The organism is Bacillus sp. 275 (genome assembly GCF_001999205.1).
GTDB lineage: Bacteria > Bacillota > Bacilli > Bacillales > Bacillaceae > Bacillus > Bacillus velezensis.
Map to the genome: position 1 here is coordinate 3,323,330 of NZ_CP019626.1, position 24,711 is coordinate 3,348,040.

General features: G+C 47.7%; 26 protein-coding genes and 2 other annotated features. Of the genes, 23 read left to right on the plus strand and 3 right to left on the minus strand.

Annotated elements, in window-relative coordinates:
• The first annotated feature begins 3 nt into the window (after positions 1–3).
• The 3 genes from hemL to ysxE all read left to right on the plus strand — a co-directional run bounded on the left by hemL (position 4) and on the right by ysxE (position 4,329).
• On the plus strand, positions 4–1,293 hold the full coding sequence (gene hemL / locus BZ167_RS16350; protein ID WP_012118112.1) for a glutamate-1-semialdehyde 2,1-aminomutase: 1,290 nt from the start codon (positions 4–6) through the stop codon (positions 1,291–1,293).
• Between the two features lie 132 nt (positions 1,294–1,425).
• Complete coding sequence (locus tag BZ167_RS16355; protein ID WP_039254349.1) at positions 1,426–3,273, plus strand: LysM peptidoglycan-binding domain-containing protein; 1,848 nt, start codon at positions 1,426–1,428, stop codon at positions 3,271–3,273.
• Positions 3,274–3,306: 33 nt separating this feature from the next.
• The gene (gene ysxE, locus BZ167_RS16360) at positions 3,307–4,329 is read left to right on the plus strand and encodes a spore coat protein YsxE (protein ID WP_039255075.1); all 1,023 of its coding nucleotides are present in this window, start codon (positions 3,307–3,309) and stop codon (positions 4,327–4,329) included.
• 14 nt (positions 4,330–4,343) lie between these two features.
• Here ysxE and BZ167_RS16365 read toward each other — a convergent pair whose 3' ends face one another.
• A complete protein-coding gene (locus BZ167_RS16365; RefSeq protein WP_003152639.1) occupies positions 4,344–4,535 on the minus strand; it encodes a hypothetical protein in 192 nt (63 codons plus the stop codon).
• A 172-nt stretch (positions 4,536–4,707) separates the two neighbouring features.
• Positions 4,708–4,929 (plus strand) — a binding site (T-box leader).
• A gap of 58 nt (positions 4,930–4,987) precedes the next feature.
• On the opposite strand from BZ167_RS16365, the gene BZ167_RS16370 reads away from it, so the two are divergent.
• The 20 genes from BZ167_RS16370 (at position 4,988) to pheA (ending at position 22,959) form a co-directional block, all read left to right on the plus strand.
• The gene (locus BZ167_RS16370; RefSeq protein WP_064115684.1) at positions 4,988–7,630 is read left to right on the plus strand and encodes a valine--tRNA ligase; all 2,643 of its coding nucleotides are present in this window, start codon (positions 4,988–4,990) and stop codon (positions 7,628–7,630) included.
• Positions 7,631–7,688: 58 nt separating this feature from the next.
• Positions 7,689–8,981: a bifunctional folylpolyglutamate synthase/dihydrofolate synthase gene (locus BZ167_RS16375; RefSeq protein ID WP_064115685.1), complete on the plus strand. Its 1,293-nt coding sequence runs from the start codon at positions 7,689–7,691 to the stop codon at positions 8,979–8,981.
• 139 nt (positions 8,982–9,120) lie between these two features.
• Complete coding sequence (locus BZ167_RS16380) at positions 9,121–9,873, plus strand: prepilin peptidase (RefSeq protein ID WP_015417928.1); 753 nt, start codon at positions 9,121–9,123, stop codon at positions 9,871–9,873.
• A 126-nt stretch (positions 9,874–9,999) separates the two neighbouring features.
• Positions 10,000–11,001: an SPOR domain-containing protein gene (locus BZ167_RS16385; protein WP_015417927.1), complete on the plus strand. Its 1,002-nt coding sequence runs from the start codon at positions 10,000–10,002 to the stop codon at positions 10,999–11,001.
• 140 nt (positions 11,002–11,141) lie between these two features.
• Positions 11,142–11,711: a Maf family protein gene (locus BZ167_RS16390; RefSeq protein WP_015417926.1), complete on the plus strand. Its 570-nt coding sequence runs from the start codon at positions 11,142–11,144 to the stop codon at positions 11,709–11,711.
• 31 nt (positions 11,712–11,742) lie between these two features.
• A complete protein-coding gene (radC, locus tag BZ167_RS16395) occupies positions 11,743–12,438 on the plus strand; it encodes a RadC family protein (protein WP_007408165.1) in 696 nt (231 codons plus the stop codon).
• 91 nt (positions 12,439–12,529) lie between these two features.
• The gene (gene mreB, locus BZ167_RS16400) at positions 12,530–13,543 is read left to right on the plus strand and encodes a cell shape-determining protein MreB (protein WP_003152647.1); all 1,014 of its coding nucleotides are present in this window, start codon (positions 12,530–12,532) and stop codon (positions 13,541–13,543) included.
• Positions 13,544–13,573: 30 nt separating this feature from the next.
• Positions 13,574–14,437 (plus strand): rod shape-determining protein MreC, encoded by an 864-nt coding sequence (mreC, locus tag BZ167_RS16405; RefSeq protein ID WP_007408166.1) that lies wholly within the window; start codon positions 13,574–13,576, stop codon positions 14,435–14,437.
• Positions 14,434–14,952, plus strand: coding sequence for a rod shape-determining protein MreD (mreD, locus tag BZ167_RS16410; protein WP_007408167.1), 519 nt, complete (start codon positions 14,434–14,436; stop codon positions 14,950–14,952). Before mreC ends, mreD begins: the two co-directional genes overlap by 4 nt.
• 53 nt (positions 14,953–15,005) lie before the next feature.
• Positions 15,006–15,686 carry a septum site-determining protein MinC gene (gene minC, locus BZ167_RS16415; RefSeq protein ID WP_031378910.1) on the plus strand — a complete coding sequence of 227 codons (681 nt, stop codon included), beginning with the start codon at positions 15,006–15,008 and terminating at the stop codon, positions 15,684–15,686.
• A gap of 2 nt (positions 15,687–15,688) precedes the next feature.
• Positions 15,689–16,492, plus strand: coding sequence for a septum site-determining protein MinD (gene minD, locus BZ167_RS16420; protein ID WP_003152655.1), 804 nt, complete (start codon positions 15,689–15,691; stop codon positions 16,490–16,492).
• A 127-nt stretch (positions 16,493–16,619) separates the two neighbouring features.
• Complete coding sequence (locus tag BZ167_RS16425; protein ID WP_007408168.1) at positions 16,620–17,423, plus strand: M23 family metallopeptidase; 804 nt, start codon at positions 16,620–16,622, stop codon at positions 17,421–17,423.
• On the plus strand, positions 17,416–18,282 hold the full coding sequence (locus BZ167_RS16430; RefSeq protein ID WP_015417924.1) for a M50 family metallopeptidase: 867 nt from the start codon (positions 17,416–17,418) through the stop codon (positions 18,280–18,282). The genes BZ167_RS16425 and BZ167_RS16430 overlap by 8 nt, the downstream gene beginning before the upstream one ends.
• Before the next feature lie 58 nt (positions 18,283–18,340).
• Positions 18,341–18,414 (plus strand) — a sequence feature (ribosomal protein L21 leader region).
• 13 nt (positions 18,415–18,427) lie between these two features.
• Positions 18,428–18,736, plus strand: a complete 309-nt coding sequence (gene rplU, locus BZ167_RS16435; protein WP_003152660.1) for a 50S ribosomal protein L21 — start codon at positions 18,428–18,430, stop codon at positions 18,734–18,736.
• A gap of 2 nt (positions 18,737–18,738) precedes the next feature.
• A complete protein-coding gene (locus BZ167_RS16440; protein ID WP_012118103.1) occupies positions 18,739–19,080 on the plus strand; it encodes a ribosomal-processing cysteine protease Prp in 342 nt (113 codons plus the stop codon).
• A gap of 12 nt (positions 19,081–19,092) precedes the next feature.
• A complete protein-coding gene (rpmA, locus tag BZ167_RS16445) occupies positions 19,093–19,377 on the plus strand; it encodes a 50S ribosomal protein L27 (RefSeq protein ID WP_003152662.1) in 285 nt (94 codons plus the stop codon).
• A gap of 317 nt (positions 19,378–19,694) precedes the next feature.
• A complete protein-coding gene (locus BZ167_RS16450) occupies positions 19,695–20,273 on the plus strand; it encodes a sporulation initiation phosphotransferase B (RefSeq protein WP_007408171.1) in 579 nt (192 codons plus the stop codon).
• A gap of 31 nt (positions 20,274–20,304) precedes the next feature.
• Complete coding sequence (gene obgE / locus BZ167_RS16455) at positions 20,305–21,591, plus strand: GTPase ObgE (protein ID WP_007408172.1); 1,287 nt, start codon at positions 20,305–20,307, stop codon at positions 21,589–21,591.
• A 53-nt stretch (positions 21,592–21,644) separates the two neighbouring features.
• Positions 21,645–22,088 (plus strand): transcriptional regulator ThrR, encoded by a 444-nt coding sequence (gene thrR / locus BZ167_RS16460; RefSeq protein ID WP_007408173.1) that lies wholly within the window; start codon positions 21,645–21,647, stop codon positions 22,086–22,088.
• Between the two features lie 13 nt (positions 22,089–22,101).
• Positions 22,102–22,959, plus strand: coding sequence for a prephenate dehydratase (pheA, locus tag BZ167_RS16465; RefSeq protein ID WP_003152668.1), 858 nt, complete (start codon positions 22,102–22,104; stop codon positions 22,957–22,959).
• Between the two features lie 24 nt (positions 22,960–22,983).
• Here pheA and BZ167_RS16470 read toward each other — a convergent pair whose 3' ends face one another.
• Together BZ167_RS16470 and BZ167_RS16475 are read right to left on the minus strand one after the other, a co-directional pair.
• Positions 22,984–23,526, minus strand: coding sequence for a transcription repressor NadR (locus BZ167_RS16470; RefSeq protein ID WP_012118101.1), 543 nt, complete (start codon positions 23,524–23,526; stop codon positions 22,984–22,986).
• Positions 23,523–24,674, minus strand: coding sequence for an IscS subfamily cysteine desulfurase (locus tag BZ167_RS16475; protein ID WP_077392145.1), 1,152 nt, complete (start codon positions 24,672–24,674; stop codon positions 23,523–23,525). The genes BZ167_RS16470 and BZ167_RS16475 overlap by 4 nt, the downstream gene beginning before the upstream one ends.
• Between the last annotated feature and the right edge of the window lie 37 nt (positions 24,675–24,711).

Genomic DNA, 24,711 nt, shown 5'->3' on the forward strand with positions numbered 1-24,711 from the left:
CAGATGAGAAGCTATGAAAAATCAAAAGCCGCTTTTAAAGAAGCGCAGAAACTGATGCCGGGCGGAGTGAACAGCCCGGTGCGCGCGTTTAAATCAGTCGATATGGACCCGATCTTTATGCAGCGCGGAAAAGGATCGAAAATTTTTGATATTGACGGCAATGAATATATCGACTACGTCCTGAGCTGGGGGCCGCTCATTTTGGGCCACACGAACGACCGGGTCGTTGAAAGCCTGAAAAAAGTAGCCGAGAACGGGACAAGTTTCGGAGCATCTACTGAGGTGGAAAACGAACTGGCCAAATTGGTCATTGACCGTGTGCCGTCTGTTGAAATCGTGCGGATGGTCAGCTCCGGCACAGAGGCGACAATGAGCGCCCTGCGTCTGGCAAGAGGATATACCGGCCGAAACAAAATTTTGAAATTCGAAGGCTGTTACCACGGCCATGGTGATTCACTGCTGATCAAAGCGGGATCCGGAGTGGCGACACTCGGCCTTCCGGACAGCCCGGGCGTGCCGGAAGGAATAGCAATGAATACGATTACCGTTCCATACAACGACTTGGAAAGCGTTGCACTCGCATTCCGGGAGTACGGTGAAGATATTGCCGGGGTCATTGTTGAACCGGTAGCAGGCAATATGGGCGTTGTTCCGCCGCAGGAAGGCTTTTTACAAGGACTTCGCGACATGACGGAACAGTATGGCGCGCTGCTCATTTTTGATGAGGTCATGACCGGTTTTCGCGTGGATTATAACTGTGCGCAAGGGTATTTCGGCGTGACGCCTGACTTAACGTGTCTCGGCAAAGTCATAGGCGGCGGTCTTCCTGTCGGTGCGTATGGCGGAAAAGCTGACATTATGGAACGAATCGCGCCGAGCGGTCCGATCTATCAGGCTGGAACATTGTCAGGAAATCCGCTTGCCATGACAGCGGGACTTGAGACGTTACAGCAGCTCACACCTGAATCTTACCAAGAATTTGTGAAAAAAGGCGATATGCTTGAAGAAGGCATTTCAAAAGCAGCTGCAGCACATGGCATTCCGCACACGTTTAACCGGGCGGGTTCAATGATCGGCTTCTTTTTCACAAATGAGCCTGTCATTAACTATGAAGCAGCCAAATCTTCTGATTTAAAGCTGTTCGCCAAGTATTATAAAGGGATGGCCGACGCAGGCGTATTTCTGCCGCCGTCTCAATTTGAAGGATTGTTTCTCTCCACTGCGCATACAATGGAGGATATTGAAAATACCATTCAAGCCGCTGAGAAAGTGTTCCAGGCGATCAGCCGCTGATACCGAAAAGCCGATGCAAGCAAGACTTGTATCGGCTTTTTTCAATGCCTCCATTATCATATTTTTCCGGATTGCGGCATACACCTTTAGTGACATCTAATTGTATGGATTAGATGAAAGGAGGATATGAACTTGCCGCATAATCACCGATTGCAATTTTCTGTTGAAGAATCAATCTGTTTCCAAAAAGGACAGGAAGTTTCTGAATTACTTTCGATTTCATTAGACCCTGACATCAGGGTGCAGGAAGTAAATGATTATGTCTCAATTAAAGGATCATTAGAACTTACTGGCGAGTACAACATAGATCACAGCAGTCATTTTGAAGAGCTTGATAGGGAGATGAGGCATGTAGAGGAAGTGAGGGCGAGGGAGGATGGCACGGCCGAGCTCATTCATTGTTTCCCGGTGGATATTACGATTCCGAAAAATAAAGTGAGCCACCTCAATGATGTTTTCGTATTTATCGATGCCTTTGATTATCAGCTGACGGATTCAAGGATCTTAACCATTCAGGCTGATTTGGCAATTGAAGGGCTGCTTGAGGAATCCGAGCCAAAAGAGCCGGAGATCCCTTTGTACGTGGCTCCTGAATTTGCCAGAGAAGAAATGATCAATCTTGCCGGACATCATTTGGAGGACGAAAACGAACCAGAATTAATGATACGCCATGAGCCTGAAATACCTTTGAGTGTATCAAAAGAAGCAGCACAAGAAACCGAGAAGAACGAGGAAGAAACCCCGCCTTTACTCAGGCAGGAGGAAGAAGAGCAGGGAGCTGCCCCGATTCTGAGAGAGCAGGAAGAAGAAGAGCAGGAAGCAGCCCCGATTCTGAGGGAGCGGGAAGAAGAAGAGCAGGAAGCAGCCCCGATTCTGAGAGAGCAGGAAGAAGAAGAGCAGGAAGCAGCCCCGATTCTGAGAGAGCAGGAAGAAGAAGAGCAGGAAGCAGCCCCGATTTTGAGGGAGCAGGAAGAAGAAGAACAGGAAGCAGCCCCGATTTTGAGGGAGCAGGAAGAAGAAGAACAGGAAGCAGCCCCGATTTTGAGGGAGCGGGAAGAAGAAGAGGAGCAGGAAGCAGCCCCGATTTTGAGGGAGCGGGAAGAAGAAGAGCAGGAGACCGCCCCGGTTCTGAGGGAGCAGGAAGAGGTGCCGAAACCTGTTTCCTTTACTGAGCCTCCTCCTCCCGTTTCCTTCCAACACGAAGAAGAGCAGGAAGAAGCTGAGGAGCCTGCAATCATGTCGGCTGTGAGGAATGAACCTGTATTTGACGATGATTCAGCAGAAGTGCAGGAAGAGCCAAAAGATGATAACGAGCCGGTTTTCCCTGCGTTCACTCTGACTCCGCATGCAGAAAAACCAAAAATTGCGGAACAGCCCTTCCTTCAAAAAGAAAAACAGCCAGAGGCCGAGCCGCTTCTCCGTCAGAGCGATCATGAGGCGGCAGAAGACGAAGATGAGCCTGCGGTTTTTCAAGAAGAGCAGGCGCCCGTTTATCGCGAGTTCGTTCCGGAACAGCAGGAAGAGGAGTTTTACAGCGCTCCTAAGCTGCTTGAAGAAGAGTCTCAGGATGAAGTAGGGTTCGAAATTGAGGTAAGGAAGATGGCGCCGCCGGAGGAGGAAACCGGGAAGCCTCTCGATTTGTCTTTTCAGTTTTCCAAACTGCCGCCTGAGGAGCCGGCGCAAGCTGAACCGCCTGAGCCGCTTAAGTCTGAAAGAAAGAATGAAGAAGCGGCACCGGGAACCGAGCAGAAGGAAAATGACAACTCTCATTACTTGACAAAATTATTTACAAGGGAAGAAGAAAAGTTTTCAAGAATGAAAATTTGTATCGTACAGCAGCAAGATACTATCGACCGGGTGTGTGAACGATATGACATAACATCCCAGCAGCTCATCAGAACGAATGCTTTATCGTTTGATGACGAGCTTGAAGAAGGTCAGCTTCTGTATATACCTGAATATAATAACAGCCATGCGTAAGCACAAAGAGGCCGTAAAAATGTGGTGAATGGAATGGAAGCAGTCCAATCAGTGCTTCAGGAATACGGGCTGGCGGCTGAGTATATTGAGCCTGTCAGCCCGCATGTTTGGAAGGTCTACTCAAACTACGGCATTTTTGCTTTGAAACAGCTCAAGCCGGCCCGCAGCAGTGAATTTACGGATCTTATGATTGAGATTGAGGAGAAAGGCTACCGATCATTTGTGCCGATCTGCCGCACGTATGCCGGCGATTTTTTTGCGGGAACACAGACGGAGAATTCTTATTATTTAATGCCTTGGCTTCAGTACGATCAGGAAGAGGAACGGGACCAAAAACATGTTTACCTTTTTAAAGAGGTCGCGAAGCTCCACTCCGCGACTGTGCGGGACATCCAAATCCGGACTGAAGATATCAGCGGCTTTTATGAAGCAACGAAAAGAGATTGGGAAAATGATAAGCTTGTCTATGAACAATTCGCCGACCGGGCGGAAAAAGAGTGGTATCTTTCACCTTTTGAACTGCAGGCTGTTACGTATCTTACAGAAACGGTTTCTGCCGTCAATTTTGCTCTGGAACGTCTGGAAGAATGGTTTGACGCGGCAAAGGATCATGACAAGACGAGAGCGGTGATCAACCACGGCAGCTTATCGAGCCGCCACTTTCTGTATAATGATGCGGGATCGGGCTTTTTCACGAATTTCGAGAAAGCTGCGCTGGGCCCTCCGCAAAACGACCTGCTCGGCTTTTACTCCAGAATGTTCAGAAGCTATCCGAAAGCATGCCCGGAATGTCTGGACTGGTTTTATACGTATCACAAATCATTCCCGCTCCGTGAAGCGGAAATCAGCCTGTTTCTCAGCTATATGGCTTATCCGTCCGCCATGTACAAAGTGCTGAAACGGTATCAGACCGGCCAAAGGGGCTCTGAAAAAGAAGAGTGTACGCAATTATTAAGAGCGTTTTGGCAGATGAAAAATGTTGAGCCTTTTCTCATGAAGGTTCATCAGATTGAGCGGGAGAAAAAAATAAAAGCGGAAAACGAGTCCTCTTCATAACGGGACTCGTTTTTTTATATCCATTCCAAATGCAGGGCGCACGCTAAAAACAGCAGGATGGCAAGCAGCAGGACATCAAAAGTCGTCGGAAAGAAAATCGTCCTGATCCCCTGAAAGATCGTAATCGGGATAATGACTTGCACGGATACAAGGCGGACCTGTCTGGCCCACTGGGGGAGCGAATAAGAATTGAATTTTTTTCTCACGGGCAATTCCTCCTCACATTCGCCTTTCTATGTATCGTATGTAAGGGAAAGGGCGGGGTGCATGCCCATTTATGTATGACGGCAGCGGTTTTTGGAAAAGATGATTGACGAATCAAAAACACTTTTACTATAATAAAGAACATAATAAATAAGATCATGAGCTGATATAAATACACCTGCTTTGAACGGGAAGAGTACAAGAAAGACGCATGAAGAGAGAGAAGCTACTGTGCTGAAAGGCTTCTTATGCCGTCTCATTGGAAGGTCGCCCGGGAGCATAATTTCTTGAACATACAGTAGAGAAATTCGGGCCGCACCCGTTATCCGTTTAAGTGCATGAACAAATCTGTTCATGAAAAAAGGTGGTACCGCGAAAGAGCTTTTCGTCCTTTATCAGGATGAAGGCTCTTTTTTAGTTGCTCAGCCATTTCTAAACATGCTGGAGGGTTATCATGGATACAAACGAACAAACAATGCCGACAAAATATGATCCGTCTGCGATTGAAAAAGGCCGCTATGATTTTTGGCTGAAAGGAAAATATTTTGAAGCGGGCGGCGATCAAACGAAACAGCCGTATTCTGTCGTCATTCCGCCGCCGAACGTGACGGGCAGGCTGCACCTCGGACATGCGTGGGATACGACGCTGCAAGATATCGTTACGCGTATGAAACGCATGCAGGGCTATGACGTGCTCTGGCTTCCGGGCATGGACCACGCCGGCATCGCCACTCAGGCAAAAGTCGAAGCGAAACTCCGCGAACAGGGCACAAGCCGTTATGATCTCGGCCGTGAAAAGTTTTTAGAAGAAACGTGGAAGTGGAAGGAAGAGTATGCTGATTTCATCCGCAGCCAATGGGCCAAGATGGGGCTCGGACTCGATTATTCGCGCGAACGTTTCACTCTTGATGAAGGGCTGAACAAAGCAGTGCGGGAAGTATTCGTCAAGCTGTACAAAAAAGGCTTGATTTACAGAGGCGAATATATCATCAACTGGGACCCTGCCACAAAAACGGCTTTATCCGATATTGAAGTAATTTACAAAGACGTACAGGGCGCGTTTTATCATTTGCGCTATCCGTTAGCAGACGGTTCAGGCTCAATTGAAATCGCGACCACCCGTCCGGAAACGATGCTTGGCGACACGGCTGTCGCGGTTCATCCTGAAGATGAGCGCTACAAGCACTTAATCGGCAAAACGGTGATTCTGCCGATTACAAACCGCGAAATTCCGATCGTCGGCGATGATTATGTTGATATGGAATTCGGATCAGGCGCCGTTAAAATCACGCCTGCCCATGACCCGAATGATTTTGAACTCGGAAACCGCCACAATCTAGAGCGGATTCTCGTCATGAATGAAGACGGAACAATGAATGAAAAAGCGCTGCAATATAACGGCATGGACCGGTTTGAATGCCGCAAAAAACTCGTCAATGATCTTCAGGAATCCGGTGTTCTCTTTAAAATCGAAGACCATATGCATTCTGTCGGACATAGTGAGAGAAGCGGCGCCGTTGTTGAGCCGTACCTGTCCACACAATGGTTTGTCAAAATGCAGCCGCTGGCCGATGCTGCGGTTGACCTTCAGTCAAAAGAAGAGAAAGTTCACTTCGTTCCTGACCGGTTCGAGAAAACGTACCTGCACTGGATGGAAAATATCCGTGATTGGTGTATTTCCCGTCAGCTGTGGTGGGGCCACCGCATCCCGGCTTGGTATCATAAAGAAACAAAAGAAGTGTACGTCGGCCTTGAGGCGCCTGAGGACAGTGAAAATTGGGAACAGGATTCAGACGTGCTTGATACATGGTTCAGCTCCGCGCTTTGGCCGTTTTCTACAATGGGCTGGCCTGATGAAAACGCTGAAGACTTTAAGCGGTATTACTCAACCGATGTTCTTGTAACGGGATATGACATCATTTTCTTCTGGGTATCCCGGATGATTTTCCAAGGTCTTGAGTTTACCGGCGAGCGTCCGTTCAAAGACGTGCTGATTCACGGCTTAATCCGTGACGAGCAGGGCAGAAAAATGAGTAAATCCCTTGGGAACGGCGTGGACCCGATGGATGTCATCGACAAGTACGGAGCGGATTCCCTGCGCTATTTCCTGGCAACCGGAAGTTCACCGGGACAGGATCTCCGTTTCAGCTATGAAAAAGTGGAATCCACATGGAATTTCGCAAATAAAATTTGGAACGCCTCCCGTTTTGCCTTAATGAACATGGACGGCATGACGTATGACGAGCTTGATCTGTCCGGTGAAAAATCAGTTGCTGATAAGTGGATCCTCACAAGACTGAATGAAACGATAGAAGACGTAACCCAGCTTGCGGATCGTTATGAATTCGGCGAAGTCGGACGCCACCTGTACAACTTTATCTGGGACGATGTGTGCGACTGGTATATCGAAATGGCAAAGCTTCCGCTGTACGGGGAAGATGAAGCGGCGAAGAAAACAACCCGTTCTGTTCTGGCATACGTGCTTGACCAGACGATGCGTCTTCTTCACCCGTTTATGCCATTCTTAACGGAAGAAATCTGGCAGCACCTTCCTCATGAAGGCGAGTCAATCACGATCAGCTCTTGGCCGGTTCCGGTGCCGGAACATACGGATAAAGAGGCAGCGGCGGATATGAAACTGCTCGTTGAATTAATCCGTTCTGTCCGCAATATCCGGAGCGAAGTCAACACGCCGATGAGCAAGCAGGTTGAGCTTTACATTAAAACAGCTACCGAAGACATTGCCGGCCGCCTTGAGAAGAACCGTTCTTACGTTGAACGCTTTACGAATCCGAGCACGCTGAAAATCGGGACGGATATCACTGCGGCAGACAAAGCGATGACAGCGGTCGTCACCGGAGCGGAAGTCATTCTGCCGCTTGAAGGGCTGATTAACATTGATGAGGAGATCGCCCGTCTGCAAAAAGAATTCGACAAGCTGACAAAAGAGGTCGAACGCGTTCAGAAAAAACTCGGCAACGAAGGATTTATTAAAAAAGCTCCTGAGCATGTCATTGAAGAAGAACGCGGAAAAGAGAAAGACTACACGGCAAAACGCGAAGCTGTCCGGCAGCGGATTGCAGAGCTGAAAGGCTGATAAAACAGCGGGGCGGTTTCCTAAGAAACCGCCTTGTTGTATAAAAGAGGGGATTTCATTGTTTAATACGTACAAAGAAGCGATCAGCTGGATTCACGGCAGACTCAAGTTCGGCGTTAAGCCGGGCCTTCTCCGTATGGAAAAGCTGATGGAAAAACTGGAACACCCGGAAAAGAACATTCGCGCCATTCATGTGGCGGGCACAAACGGCAAAGGATCGACCGTCGCTTTTATCCGTTCCGTGCTTCAAGAAGCCGGTTATACGGTCGGCACGTTCACATCGCCTTACATTATTACGTTTAATGAGCGTATCAGCGTCAACGGCACGCCGATTTCTGATGAGGAATGGAGAACGCTCGTTAATGACATAAAACCGATAGTCGATGAGCTTGATAAGACCGATGGCGGAACGGTGACAGAATTTGAAATCATTACAGCGTGTGCATTTTTATATTTTGCGAAGCGGGCTGATATCGATTTTGTCATTTTTGAAGCGGGGCTCGGCGGCACATTTGATTCAACCAATATTGTGAATCCGCTCCTGTCGGTTATCACAAGTATCGGACATGACCATATGGCGATCCTAGGAAATACCATCGAGGAGATCGCCGGGCAGAAAGCCGGTATCATTAAAAATTCCATTCCGGTTATTACGGGCGTCAATCAGCCGGAAGCACTCGGCGTCATTGAAGCGGAAGCCGAAAAAAAGCAGGCTCCGTATCAGTCACTATATAAAACGTGCAGACTGTTTAATGAAGCGGCGCTTCCGTCCGGTGAAAGCTTTTCGCTGGAAACGGAAACGAAATGCTATGAAAACATTCAAACGTCGCTGATCGGCATTCACCAAAGGCAGAATGCGGCATTGGTGATATTGGCCGCTGAATGGCTGAATCGCCTGGAAGCCGCAGCCATTTCTGAAGAAGCGATGCGAAACGGCCTGAAAAAAGCATCGTGGCCGGGCCGGTTTGAACGTCTTCAAAGCCGCCCTTTAGTGTTTGCGGACGGCGCCCATAACGAAGAGGGCGTTGAAACGCTGATAGAAACGATCCGGCAGCGCTTTGCCGGTAAAAACGTCCATGTCGTATTCAGCGCATTAAAAGACAAACCGTATCAGGAAATGATTGAAAAGCTTGAAACCGAAGCGGATTCCATTCACTTTGTATCATTTGACTTTCCGCGTGCTTCAAGCGCCGAAGCCCTTTATAACGCAAGCAGTCTAGCGGATAAGAGCTTCGATGAGAACCCGGACAGTGTGAAAGAATGGATAGAACAAAAAGACGGGGCGGATGATGTCATCATCATTACCGGCTCCTTATATTTTATTTCAGAAATGAGAAAGCGGCTTATCTGACAGCCCCTCGGATGCCCGGCAGACCATTTTACGGTTTTGCCGGGTGTTTTTATGCTGAAAATATATTTTCAGCCATTTCAGTCATGGTGTTTTTCTTTGCTATAATCTGAGCCAGATTGATAGTAAAGGTGTGGTCTGAGTGCTTTTGATTCTGTTTTTTCTCGGCTTGATTTTCGGTTCTTTTTTTTATACAGCAGCGTGCCGTATCCCGCTGCGAATCTCGGTTATTTCGCCGCGTTCAGCCTGTTCGTTTTGCCGCTTGCCGCTCTCCTGGGGGGAGCTTGTGCCCGTCGTTTCCTATATTCTGCAAAGAGGCAGATGCAGAAACTGTCGTGCGAAGCTGTCGGTTATGTATCCGGCGGCGGAATGCTGGACGGCGTGTTTATTCACGGCTGCAGGCATTCATTTCGGTTTCTCAAAAGAACTGTTAGTCGCGCTGTTATTTCTGTCTCTGCTCATGATTGTTACTATGACGGATCTGCAATATATGCTGATTCCTGACAAGGTTCTGCTGTTTTTTCTTCCGCTTTTCATCGCCGGCCGTATGTTTTCTCCGCTGGATTCATGGTATGCAGGGTTTGCCGGAGCCGTTTGCGGATTTTTTCTGCTTGTTTTTATCATGTTTGTCAGTAAAGGAGGCATCGGCGCAGGTGATGTGAAACTGTTTGGGGTGATCGGCCTGACGCTCGGCGTGAAGCTCGTGCTCATTGCATTCTTTCTCTCCGTTATGATCGGAGCCGTATACGGTATGTGCGCCGCAGCCCGGGGCAGGCTTGGTAAAAAGCAGCCATTTCCGTTTGCGCCGGCCATCTCAGTCGGGAGCGCTTTGAGTTATTTATACGGTGAAGAGCTGTTTTCGTTTTACATCAAGCTCGCTTCAGGCGGGGCTTGAAAAATTTGGCGAACGTTTTTTGGACAAGACGACAAAAGTCTTGTTCTTTTTTTTTTCGCCTATGCTAAAGTGTGAACCATGATCAGTTCAAGGTACGGCCAAGACGAATGCAAGGGGGAAGAGACGTTGAAAAAAAGGAAGAGCAAAAAGCACAGCAACGCAAAAAACAATGCCCTTAAAGTAACCATTAACGGACAAGAAGAAACGATGTATGGACAAGAAGATGTGAAAGAAGGCGGGGAGAAAACCGTCACATTTTCAAATTGGGAAGAAACAAAAAAGGCGGAGCAGGAGACCGCCGCATCCCATGAAGATCCGAAAGAAGAAGATTTCAATTGGGATCATGAGAAGAATTCTGAGGTATTTGAAGATGACCCGAAAGTCGTTCCTCCATACCAGAAGAAAAAAAACGGCTCTCATTTTCCGAAAAAAAAGCAGCCGTCTTCTCCAGTTAAAAAAGCGGTCACGACAATTGCCGTTGCGGCTGTTTTAGGCACCGGGCTCGGCCTTGTCGCCTTAAATATGTCGGGAAGTAAAGAAGCCTCCGCTCCGGCATCAGCTGACAAAGGTTCACAAGGGCAGACGGCGAAAGCGGGAGATGTTTCTAAAGACAAATCTGAAACAGCCGGCACAGGAGATGCGGAATCTTCAGAGGGAAACTATAAAACATATGCGGTGCAGGCCGGAAAATTTTCATCAGAAAAAGGAGCGCAAACCCTTGTTGACCAGCTGACTGAAAAAGGATACTCGGCCGTCTCTCTGGCTAAAGAAGACGGATACACATACGTGATCGCCGGGCTTGCAGCGGAAAAAAGCCTATCACAGCAATTGGGTCAGACACTGATAGACCATGATTTTGAGGCTTGGGGCGGAAAAGAGCTCAGCTTTGCGGTCGATTCAGGACTGGAAGACTCTTTTAAACAGGCATCTGAGCTCTCCGCCAAAGCGATTACTGGCAAAGATCTTTCAAAAACGGAAGTGGCTGAAGCGGCAAAAGCGGCAGACGGTGCAGATGCCGCTGACAAAAAGCAGAAAGAGGCCGTCCTTCAAGCGCTGAAAGAACTGGAAACGTCGGGTTCGGAATCCGGCTGGAAAGCCCAAAAAGAGCTTTTAAGTGTTGTAAAATAGTATCTCATTTCCCGTCATCCGGCGGGATTTTTTATTTTGTCATCAAAAAGTTATTTTTCTGAAATTGTGGTTGCCCGTTTGATTTGGTAGGATAGACAAGTATCTTTTTTTCTTAAGCAAACCCTGAAAGGATGACAATCATGACAAAACGCTTAATACTCGCATCACAATCTCCGCGAAGAAAAGAACTCCTTAATCTTCTTCAGATTCCTTACAGCATTATTGCAAGCCGCACAGAAGAAAAATTAAATCGAAACCTTTCGCCGGAAGAAAACGTCCAATGTTTGGCCGAGCAAAAAGCCGGAGCTGTATTGGCCGAAAATCCCGATGCAGTCGTTATCGGGGCTGACACGATGGTGTGCATAGACGGCGAGTGCCTCGGCAAACCGCGTGACAGGGAAGAAGCGGCACACATGCTGCGGAGGCTTTCCGGCCGAAGCCATCAAGTCATTACGGCGGTCAGCATTCAGACGCATGACCGGAAAGAAACGTTCTGTGACACGACGGAAGTGACGTTTTGGCCGCTCAGTGAAGACGACATACAGCTCTACATTGAAACAAAAGAACCGATGGATAAAGCAGGTGCATACGGCATCCAAGGAAAAGGCGCGCTTTTAGTGAAAAAAATAGACGGTGATTTTTATTCTGTCGTCGGGCTTCCTGTCGCTAAAACAATGAGAGCCTTGAAAGAATTTAATATAAAAGCTTGATGTTCAAACCGGGAAGGGGAACAAGGAGGGGTTGATCATCCGTGATCTGCCGTTAAAATTAAGAGATTTCCCCGAAAAAGAAAAACCGAGAGAGCGGCTTCTGCACTTCGGAGCCGAACATCTCTCTAACAATGAATTGCTCGCCATCCTGCTGCGGACGGGAACGAAACATGAGTCCGTCATGAACCTCGCTCACCGGCTGCTGCGGACGTTTGACGGGCTGCGACTGTTAAAAGGCGCCTCTGCCCAGGAGCTTTCCAGCATTCCGGGAATCGGCACGGTGAAAGCCGTTCAGATTCTTGCCGCAATTGAGCTGGGGAGCCGCATTCATAAGACATCCGCCGGGGAGCATTGCGTCATCCGCTCTCCGGAAGACGGGGCGAAGTATGTGATGGAGGATATGCGCTTTTTATCCCAGGAGCATTTTGTCTGTTTATATTTAAATACCAAAAATCAAGTCATTCATAAACGCACCGTTTTTATCGGAAGTCTGAATTCATCTATTGTCCACCCGCGGGAGGTGTTTAAAGAAGCTTTCAAACGATCCGCCGCGTCCTTCATTTGCGTTCACAATCATCCTTCAGGAGATCCTACACCGAGCAGGGAAGATATAGAGGTAACCAGGCGGCTTTTTGAGTGCGGAAATTTAATCGGCATCGAGCTGCTGGATCATTTGGTCATTGGTGACAAAAAATTTGTGAGTTTAAAGGAAAAAGGATATTTGTAACACTTTTTTTTTCGTTGATTTAAGATATAATAGATTTTATGAGTTTTTCCCTTTAGGGTATTTTTGCTTTAAGAAAGGAAGATACATACATATGTTCGGAATTGGTACAAGAGACCTTGGTATAGATTTGGGAACCGCGAATACGCTTGTGTTTGTTAAGGGTAAAGGAATCGTAGTGAGAGAGCCGTCTGTCGTTGCTCTGCAAACGGATACGAAGTCCATCGTTGCGGTCGGTAACGATGCGAAAAACATGATCGGAAGAACTCCGGGCAACGTGGTTGCGCTCCGTCCGATGAAAGACGGCGTTATCGCTGACTATGAAACAACTGCGACAATGATGAAATACTACATTAATCAGGCTGTGAAAAATAAAGGATTGTTTGCGAGAAAGCCTTACGTTATGGTGTGTGTGCCGTCAGGTATTACGGCCGTTGAAGAACGGGCGGTCATCGACGCGACAAGACAAGCGGGCGCACGTGACGCTTATCCGATTGAAGAACCTTTTGCGGCAGCAATCGGCGCGAATCTTCCGGTATGGGAGCCGACGGGCAGCATGGTCGTTGATATCGGCGGCGGAACAACTGAAGTGGCGATCATTTCTTTAGGCGGCATTGTCACGTCTCAGTCAATCCGCGTAGCCGGTGACGAAATGGACGACTCAATCATCAGCTATATCAGAAAAACATATAATCTGATGATCGGTGACCGTACGGCGGAAGCTATTAAAATGGAAATCGGTTCAGCAGAAACCGGTGAAGAAAATGCGTCAATGGAAATCCGCGGCCGCGATCTTCTGACAGGTCTGCCGAAAACGATCGAAATCACGGGAACGGAAATTGCAAATGCACTGCGTGATACAGTTCTCTCAATCGTTGACGCGGTGAAGAGCACGCTTGAAAAAACACCGCCTGAGCTGGCCGCTGATATTATGGACAGAGGTATTGTATTAACAGGGGGAGGCGCCCTGCTCCGCAATCTCGACAAAGTCATCAGCGACGAAACGAAAATGCCTGTTCTTATCGCTGAAGATCCGCTGGATTGTGTTGCGATCGGCACTGGAAAAGCACTGGAACACATCCATCTTTTCAAAGGAAAAACAAGATAATCAGGAGTTAAATAGAAGAGGTGTATCACGATGCCGAACAAACGGTTAATGCTATTACTTCTGTGTATTATCATATTGGTGGCTATGATTGGATTCTCGCTGAAGAACGGCCGTAATACCACCTGGCCTGAAAAGCTGATCGGTGATACGACGGGAGTATTTCAAAACATTTTTCACACGCCTGCCGAATATTTTGCAGGGTTCTTCGGGGACATAAAAGACCTGAAAAACACGTACAAGGAAAACGAACGCTTAAGACAAAAGCTGGACGGACAGACACAATATGAAGCGAAGCTCCAAGAACTCAAAGATGAAAACAAGAAGCTGCGTGATGAACTCGGACATGTCAAATCAATTTCCGACTATGATCCGATTTTAGCGACCGTTATCGCCAGAAACCCTGATCAATGGTACAAGCAGATCATGATCAATAAGGGAACGAAGCAGAAAGTGGCCAAAGACATGGCTGTCACGAACGAAAAGGGTGCGCTGGTCGGGAAGATCAAAAGCAGCGGACTCAACAGTTTCACATCCGCCGTTCAGCTGCTGAGCGATGTTGACCGCAATAACAGAGTGGCCACCAAAATCTCCGGCAAAAAGGGAAGCAAAGGCTACGGTTTAATTGAAGGGTATGATAAAAAGAAACAGACTCTGAAAATGACCATCCTTGAGCCGGATGAAAAACGCGAAGTGAAAAAAGGCGACCTCGTGGAGACATCCGGAACGGGCGGCGTATTTCCTCAAGGGCTGACGGTCGGGGAAGTGACCGATGTAGAATCAGATGCTTACGGCCTGACGAAAATCGCTTACGTGAAACCGGCTGCCGACCTGTACGATCTTGACCATGTCATCGTCGTGAACCGAAGCGTAGCAACAGGGGAGGAAGGATCGTGAAACGTTTCCTTCTCCCTTTGATTATGATTTTGGTCTTTTGTGCGGAAAGCATCTATACCGATCTGGTGCGTTTTCCTTTCGTTTCCGTCGAGCAGCAGGTCGTTCCGCATTTTCTTTTGCTTGCGCTGATTTTTATGTCCGCTTATATCAACCAAAAGCATGCGGTGATCTACGGTTTGATTTTCGGATTTCTTTATGACATCAATTATACGGGTGTTTTAGGCGTTTATATGTTTGGTTTTGCCGGTTTATGCTATCTGGCGGCCAAAGCGTTTAAAGTGCTGCAGACAAACGCCCTGATGGTCATTCTGGTTGCGGTGCTGAGCGTATGTGTGCTTGAATTTTACGTCTACGGCATTCAGACGTTAATCCGCAGCGGCACAATGACGTTTAACGATTTTGTCATTCAGAGGTTCTTGCCGACCGCTTTGCTGAATATTGCGGGAGCCGTTATATTAGTCCTGCCCTTCAGGCTGTTTTATATAAGTCTGAAGAAAGAATTAAGAGATGAGTAAAAAGGATTTTATCTTTTTTTGACGAAAAGAGTATGTTGTTGAGGTGAACATTGATGAAGGCCAAAAAGCAGCAATATGTAACAATAAAAGGAACAAAAAACGGCTTAACATTGCATCTGGATGATGCGTGCTCTTTTGATGAGCTTCTCGATGGTCTTCAAAACATGCTGTCGATTGAACAATATACTGATGGCAAAGGGCAAAAAATCAGTGTTCATATTAAACTCGGGCATCGGTATCTGTATCAGGAACAGGCAGAGCAGCTGACTGATCTGATCGCGTCAAAGAAAGATTTAGTCGTGCATTCAATTGACAGTGAAGTCATCGCCAAAGAAGAAGCGCAGCGGATGAAAGAGGAGCAGGAAATTGTTTCTGTTTCCAAAATCGTCCGTTCGGGCCAGGTGCTTCACGTGACGGGAGATTTGCTTTTAATCGGAGATGTGAATCCCGGCGGTACGATCAGAGCCGGAGGAAATATATTTGTTCTCGGTTCATTAAAAGGGATTGCCCACGCGGGTTATAACGGAAATAACCGGGCTGTGATCGCCGCATCAGAAATGATGCCGACACAATTGAGGATCAATCACGTGTTAAATCGCTCCCCAGACCACATTCAAAAAGGGAACGACATGGAATGTGCTTATTTAGATACTGACGGAAATATGGTCATTGAACGCCTTCAGCAATTGGCTCATTTAAGACCTGATCTAACAAGGCTTGAGGGAGGAATGTGAAATTGGGTGAGGCTATCGTAATAACTTCGGGAAAAGGCGGAGTAGGTAAAACAACAACATCTGCAAACCTCGGTACCGCCTTAGCCATTTTAGGGAAGCGCGTCTGTTTGGTAGACACAGATATCGGACTGCGCAACCTTGATGTCGTAATGGGTCTTGAAAACAGAATTATTTACGACTTAGTAGATGTAATTGAAGGCAGATGCAAGACGCATCAGGCGCTTGTCAAAGACAAACGTTTTGATGATCTGCTTCATTTAATGCCGGCTGCCCAGACAAGCGACAAGACGGCTGTTGTCCCTGAGCAGATCAAATCGCTTGTGCAGGAGCTTAAGCAGGAATTTGATTATGTCATTATTGATTGTCCGGCCGGAATTGAACAAGGCTATAAAAATGCCGTCTCCGGAGCTGATAAGGCGATTGTTGTGACGACGCCGGAAATATCAGCGGTGCGGGACGCTGACCGCATTATCGGACTTTTGGAGCAGGAAGATATCGAACCGCCGCGCCTTATCGTGAACCGCATCAGAAATCATCTGGTGAAAAACGGTGACACGATGGATGTGGATGAAGTTGTTCATCATCTCTCTATTGATCTCCTCGGAATCGTTGCTGACGATGATGAAGTGATCAGGGCTTCAAATATCGGCGAACCGATTGCCATGAATTCCAAAAACCGCGCCAGCATTGCGTACCGCAATATCGCCCGGCGCATTTTAGGAGAATCCGTTCCTTTGCAGGTGCTTGAAGAGCAGCAAAAAGGGATGATGGCGAAAATCAAGTCATTTTTCGGCGTGCGTTCATAATATATACCAGAATACAAAGATCTGATGAAGCCCAGCTTATCAGGTCTTTTTTGTTTTTCAAGAGCGCATATTTGCAATGGACAAGACATAGGATGTACAAACCCAACGATTGCAAAGGATGATGGCGATGAGTCACAGAGCTGATGAAATTAGAAAAAGACTGGCCAAAAGAAGAAAACAGCGGCCTGAATCAAAACGGACTTTCGTTCAAAACGCCCAAACGCAGAATTTTCCCGCGTGGCAGACGGTCAAGGAGCAGGAAAAGCACAAGCTTCTACCGGACTACGAATATCAAACGGAACACCCGCCCGAATTTAACGGACGGCATCCATTGATCAGCGCTCATTCTATTATTTTAAAATGCCTGCTGGCCGCCTGTCTCGTACTGATCTCCGCTATTGCCTATAAAACTGACAAACAGCCGCTGAGTCAGATCAAACCGGCGATCGCACAAACCTTTCAAAAAGAATTTCAGTTTGCTGCCGTAAGCAATTGGTTCGTATCTTCCTTCGGAAACCCGCTCGCTTTTCTTACGCCGGGAACGAAAAAGAAGGACGGTCAGGTGGCGGTCAGTCAGGATATGGCTGTTCCTGCCGCGGGGAAAATCCAGCAGGACTTTCAAAATAACGGAGAAGGCGTCGTCGTCGAAACCGCCAGCGAAGCCATTGACAGCGTAAAAGAAGGCTACATTATGGAAGTGAGCAAAGATAAAAAAACAGGACTGACGGTGAAGGTGCAGCACGCCGACAATACCAGCAGCATTTACGGCCGGCTAAAAGATGTTAATGTTTCATTGTACGACTTTGTCGATAAAGGGAAAAAGATCGGTTCGATCAAGCTCAACGATAAAAGTAAAGGCCAGTACTATTTCGCGATCCAGGATGGCGATAAATTCATAGATCCGATCCAGGTGATCACATTTGATGAATAAATGGCTCATCCTCCTTTTTAAAATTCATGTCCATCCTTTTCTTTGGATTATCATGGGGCTTGGTCTTATGACGGGGCACATCAAAGCGCTGCTGTGTCTTTTGCTGGTCGTATCCGTTCATGAGCTGGGGCATGCTGCTCTGGCTGTGTTTTTTTCGTGGCGCATTAAACGCATCTTTCTGCTCCCTTTCGGCGGGACGGTTGAGGTGGAGGAGCACGGAAACCGGCCGCTTAAAGAGGAATTCGCGGTCATTCTGGCGGGCCCGCTTCAGCATGTGTGGCTTCAGGCGGCAGCCTGGCTCTTTTTCATGTCAGGCTTGGCAAGTGAGCAGACATTTGAGATGTTTACCTTTTATAATCTCTCCATTCTTTTCATCAATCTTTTGCCGATCTGGCCGCTTGACGGCGGAAAGTTCGTGTTTTTATACTTCTCTAAACAAATGGCTTTTCAAAAAGCGCATCTCCTCAGCCTGCAGACATCAGCCGTTTCCGCGCTTTTGCTCTGCTGCTGGATTGTGCTGGCCGTCCCCCTTCAGGTCAGCGCATGGGTGCTGTTCGTCTTTCTCGCCGCTTCTTTATGGGACGAATACCGGAAGCGGCATTATATTCAGCTGAGGTTTCTTTTGGAGAGATACTACGGCAAAAACCGCGATGTCGCCATGCTGCATCCTTTGACGGTCGCGGCCGATGCCAAAGTAAAGCATGTCATGGCCGAATTCAAACGGGGATGCAAGCACCCCATTATCGTTGAAAAAGCCGGCGAAAAGCTCAGCCAGCTCGATGAAAATGAAGTGCTTCATGCGTATTTTGCCGATAAACGGACAGATTCCTCTATGGAAGACCTGCTGCTGCCTTACTAGAAATAGATTGACATATCCTTTTGGTTCTGATATATTTTTTAATGTTATGGATGTAGCACCAATGCTACAACCGCTCGGGACAGGTGATAAGAGCTTTAAAGCCCCCTGTTGCTGGCGAGTCTTAGTCTAATAGGAGGTGCAGAGAATGTACGCAATCATTAAAACAGGCGGAAAACAAATCAAAGTTGAAGAAGGTCAAACTGTTTACATCGAAAAACTTGCTGCTGAAGCAGGTGAAACAGTGACGTTTGAAGACGTATTGTTTGTTGGCGGAGACAGCGTGAAAGTCGGCAACCCAACAGTTGCAGGCGCGACAGTTACAGCTAAAGTTGAAAAACAAGGCCGTGCGAAAAAAATCACTGTTTTCCGTTACAAGCCAAAGAAAAATGTTCATAAAAAACAAGGTCATCGTCAGCCTTATACTAAATTGACAATCGAAAAAATCAACGCGTAAGCATGATTGAGGCAACAATTCGAAGATCCCGGAATGACGGGGGCATATTGTCCTTTGAAATGACGGGACATGCCGATTTTGCTGAACATGGACGAGATCTCGTATGCGCCGGGGTCACGGCTGTCGTTTTCGGAGCGGTCAATGCGGTTATCGCGCTGGCTCCTCTCGAACCGATTCTTGATATAGGCGAGGACGGGGGTTATTTCTACTTTGAATTCCCTGAAGCCGCTGATCAGGAAGCTTTGCAAAAAGCGCAGCTGCTGATTGAAGGCATGATTGTTTCTCTTGAAACGATCGAGCGGGATTACAGTGAACACTTACGGTTGACTGCAAACCAAATATAGGAGGTGAGTTACATGCTTAGATTAGATCTTCAGTTTTTCGCTTCTAAAAAAGGTGTAGGTTCTACAAAGAACGGACGTGACTCTGAATCTAAACGTTTAGGCGCTAAACGTGCAGACGGTCAATTCGTAACAGGCGGATCTATCCTTTACCGTCAACGCGGAACGAAAATCTACCCAGGTGAAAACGTGGGCCGCGGAGGAGATGACACTCTTTTTGCTAAAATCGACGGAACTGTTAAATTCGAACGTTTCGGCCGTGACCGCAAAAAAGTGAGCGTATATCCTGTAGCTCAATAATGACACAAAAAACTCCGGTCGTTGACTGGAGTTTTTTTTGCAGTAAGCGGAGTAACATCAAGAATGAAAAGCAGAGGATGCGTGAGTGAACCCCGCCTTGAATGAGGACATCAGCTTCCCATACCCACTGGATATGTTCCCCAAGCAGTGATACCAAAAATGTTTCTGCCTGGCATCCGCATTGTATGCGATCCGAAAAAGGAACATGATGAACCAGGAAAAACAAGTGTTTTTTTAACAAAGCCTTCTCTGTTATAATTCATAGTACACACTTATCAAGACTCCTAAAAAGAAATTAAACGATTGGGAGTGCGAAAATGAAGGATGTATCGAAGAAACAAGAAGAACCTGTAAGCGATGCGGCTCTGATCAATGAGCTGATCCAATTAATGGGCCATTTCCGTCATGATTGGATGAATAAGCTGCAGCTGATAAAAGGAAACTTAAGTTTGCAGAAGTATGACAGGGTCGTTGAAATTATTGACGAAATGGTCATAGATGCAAAGCACGAATCAAAGCTCTCAAACCTGAAAACCCCGCACTTGGCGTTTGACTTTCTTACATTTAATTGGAAGTCCCGTTATATGAGGCTCGAATACGAAGTGCTCGGAGAAATTAAAGATTTATCGGCATATGATCAAAAGCTGTCGAACCTGATGAGAAAACTGTTTCATCTGTTCGGTCTGGCGGTAAACAATGAAAGTGAAAATCATCTGACCGTATCGCTGCAGACGGATCACCCTGACAGACAGCTTATTGTATATCTCGATTTTCATGGAACGATTGCAAATGCAGATGTGTTTGATGAATTTCGCAAATCCCGGCATGAGGACTTTGATGTCATGCAATTTGAGCTGACCGGCCATGAATGTGTGGCCGAAATTGGAATGAACTAGCGGTTTTTTACGGTTTAGAACGGAGGATATTATGTTTGTAGATCAGGTGAAAGTATATGTAAAAGGCGGCGACGGCGGTAACGGAATGGTTGCGTTCCGCCGTGAAAAATATGTGCCGAAAGGCGGGCCTGCCGGCGGTGACGGAGGTAATGGAGGCGACGTCGTTTTTGAGGTTGATGAAGGACTGCGCACGCTCATGGACTTCCGGTACCAGCGGCATTTCAAAGCGATACGCGGCGAGCACGGCATGTCTAAAAACCAGCACGGCAGAAATGCGGACGATATGGTTGTTAAAGTTCCGCCCGGCACAGTCGTAACGGATGACGATACAAAACAGGTCATTGCCGATCTGACAGAGCACGGGCAGCGCGCCGTCATCGCAAAAGGCGGACGCGGCGGACGCGGAAATACCCGCTTTGCGACACCGGCCAACCCGGCACCGCAGCTGTCAGAGCACGGAGAGCCCGGAAAAGAGCGCTATATCGTGCTTGAACTGAAAGTGCTTGCAGACGTAGGCCTCGTCGGCTTCCCGAGCGTCGGAAAATCTACGCTTCTGTCTGTCGTTTCATCGGCAAAGCCGAAAATCGCCGATTATCATTTTACAACGCTTGTTCCGAATCTGGGCATGGTGGAAACGGATGACGGAAGAAGCTTCGTCATGGCGGATCTGCCCGGTTTGATTGAAGGAGCGCATGAAGGAGTCGGCTTAGGCCACCAATTTCTCCGCCATATCGAACGGACGCGCGTCATCGTTCACGTCATTGACATGTCAGCGATGGAAGGCCGTGATCCGTATGAGGATTATGTCACCATTAATCAGGAGCTCAGTGAATATAATCTGCGGCTGACGGAGCGTCCGCAAATTATCGTTGCGAATAAAATGGACATGCCCGAAGCGGCTGAAAATCTTAAAGCGTTTAAAGAAAAGCTTCAGGATGATCACCCTGTCTTTCCGATCAGCGCTGTGACGAGAGAAGGGCTCCGCGATCTTCTGTTTGAAGTCGCCAACCAGCTGGAAACAACGCCTGAATTCCCGCTGTATGATGAAGAAGAACTGGCGGAAAACCGCGTAATGTACACGATGGAAGACGAAGAAATTCCATTTAACATTACCCGTGATCCGGACGGCGCGTTTGTGCTTTCAGGTGACAGCCTGGAACGTCTCTTTAAAATGACTGATTTCTCCCGTGACGAATCCGTCAAGCGTTTTGCAAGACAGATGCGCGGTATGGGCGTTGATGAAGCGCTCAGAGAACGCGGTGCTAAAGACGGCGATATCATCCGGCTTCTGGAATTTGAATTTGAATTTATTGATTAAAAAAACGGAGAGCTTGCAATGCAGGCTCTCTGATGTAAAAGGGAGGGGTGCAGGTGAAAGAAGAGACATTTTATTTAGTGCGTGAAGACGTTCTGCCTGATGCGATGCGGAAAACCCTTGAAGTCAAAAAGCTGCTCGACAGAAAAAAGGCTGAATCGGTTGCAGATGCCGTGCAGAAAGTCGATTTAAGCAGAAGCGCTTTTTACAAATACCGAGACGCGGTTTTCCCTTTTTACACGATGGTTAAAGAACAAATAATCACACTTTTCTTTCATTTGGAGGATCGGTCAGGCGCGTTATCCCAGCTTTTGCAGGCGGTGGCTGACTCAGGAAGCAACGTGCTTTCCATTCACCAGACGATTCCGCTTCAGGGCAGGGCGAATGTCACGCTCTCAATCAGTACGTCCGCAATGGAAGAAAACATTCATACGTTAATGAATAAACTGAGAAAATTTGATTTTATAGAAAAAGTTGAGATCTTAGGGTCAGGCGCGTAAGGAGAGAAGAGACATGAAAGTCGGTTATTTAGGGCCAGAAGCCACATTTACACATCTAGCAGTCAGTTCCTGCTTTCAAAACAGCGTGACACAAGCACCTTATCAAACAATACCGGCATGCATGGATGCGGCGGTTGCGGGAGAAGTTGATCTTGCATTTGTTCCTTTGGAAAACGCGCTGGAAGGCTCGGTTAACTTAACGATTGACTATTTGATTCATGAGCAGCCTCTTGCGATCGTGGGGGAAATGACGCTGCCGATTCACCAGCATCTGCTCGTTCACCCTTCGAGAGAAAATGAGTGGAAAAAGCTTGAGAAAATTTATTCTCATTCCCATGCGATTGCGCAATGCCACAAATTTCTTCACCGGCATTTTTCGTCCGTTCCTTATGAGTATGCGAAGTCAACAGGTGCGGCTGCCAAGTATGTCAGTGAGCATTCGGACCTTCCGATCGGCGTGATTGCAAATGAAATGGCCGCCGCTACATACGGATTGAGCATCGTGAAGCGGGATATTCAGGATTATCAGGACAACCACACGAGATTTGTCATTCTTTCGCCTGAAAAAGACGTCTCATTCGAAGTGAATGCGAAACTGTCTTCACGGCCGAAAACGACGATGATGGTAACGCTTCCCCAAGATGACCAATCAGGTGCGCTGCACAGGGTGCTGTCGGCTTTTTCATGGAGAAACCTGAATTTATCAAAGATCGAATCGCGCCCGACAAAAACGGGTCTCGGCAACTATTTCTTTATTATTGATATTGAACAGGCGATGGATCAGGTTCTCATTCCCGGTGCCGTTCAAGAGATGGAAGCCCTCGGCTGCCGGGTCAAGCTTCTGGGAACATATCAATCCTATTCGATATAAAAAAAGCCCTTCAGGGGGCTTTTTTTAATCTTTTATTAAAATACCCGCGTCGTCCAGCGCTTGGCAGGCTTGGTCAATCCGCTCTTTTGTCGGGGCGCTTAACGTATGGAGGTGCACGCCTCCGGTTAGCTGTGAAAGGTAAGCGGCATTTGTCGAGTTAATGTGATCCATGAATTGTTTGACTTCTTTCCGTGTACTGACTCTTATGGCGGCGGTTAAATCGCCGTATACGGGGTGTTCAATTATGACGTCCTTTATTGTGACGCCTTCATCGACAATGAGTGCAAGCTCTTCTTCCGTCCGCTCCGGGCCGTGCAGACAGGCGACAATCCGTTCGGCATTTTTTTCGCCGCCGGCATTCATGCTGATGTATAAGTAGCCTTGGCTCGTCGCGATAATCGGCTCGTTTTTTGCTTTCAAAAGCGATATGTCCTGCACGATCACCTGTCTTGAGACATTTGCTTTTTTGGCCAATTCGCCTCCTGTTAATGGCGAGCCGGCTTCTTTCAGCCAATGAAGCAGCATGTCGCGTCTTTTCTCCCCAGTAAGCTTCGTTCCTTCTGTCAAATTGCTGATTCTCCTTTCTTTTGCTCCCATAGCGCCGTAAATGTATGTATCAGCATATCGAGCTGTTCACATGTTGTTTCGTTTCCGAATGAGATCCGGAAAAACTGCCGCGCTTCCCGTTCGGTTTTTCCCAGCGCCTTCATAGCTGAAGAAGGGCCGTGGCTGCCGGCGGAACATGCGCTCCCGGTTGAGATGCAAATATCGTTACGATTACATTCTAACATAATATATTGTCCTTCAACGGAGTGAAAAAAACACCCGACAATGTGAGGCAGGCATTCACCGCCGGTTTCTTCCTCTGAAAATGAAATGGGGAGGCCTTGACGCCGAATTTGGTCATACAAATAATTCCTCAGCCTGTCAGCATGCTCACGGTGTTCCTCCATATGTTTCACTGCATACTCCGCAGCAGCGGTAAAAGCGCCGATGGCCGGCACATTCACCGTACCGGGCCTGAACCCGTTTTCATGCACGGTATGCGGATAAACCGGGTTCCAGCTGACACCGGGCCGAATGTAAACAGCCCCGGTGCCTTTCGGGCCGTATACTTTATGACCGGAGATGGAAAGGGCGTCGATTCCCGCCTGATCCGCATCAATCGGCAGTTTGCCGAAACTTTGAACACAATCGCAATGCAGCAAAATGTTTCTCTGGTGAAGAAAAGCGGCCAGACGATTCACAGGCTGGATGAGACCGGTTTCTGAATTGGCGTGCTGTATGGAAACGAGCCCCGTGTCAGGACGGACATGAGCCGCCAGTATGTCCTCGGTTATAAGGCCGTTTTCGTCGGGATATATGATGGTGACATCAATTCCACGGTCAGCTAAAAACGCAGCGGCATTATGGATCGAATGGTGTTCCATTGCGGTCGTAATAAAATGTTTTTTGTGATCGGGCAGGCCGTGCAGCAATGATTGGACGGCCAGGATGTTCGCTTCCGTTCCGCCGCTTGTAAAGTAAATGCCGTCTGCCGCTCCGCCGATCAATTTTCCTGCAGAATGTCTGCAATATTCCAGCACGTCCGCCGCTCTTCCTCCGGCGTCATGAAGGCTGCTTGCATTGCCGTATACCTCTGTGCTGAGATGCTGAAAGACTTTCGCGGCTTCTTTGCTTAAAGGCGCTCCCGCCGCGTAATCAAGATAAATCATACAGCCCGTCTCCTATCCGTTTATGTTAAAAAAAGCT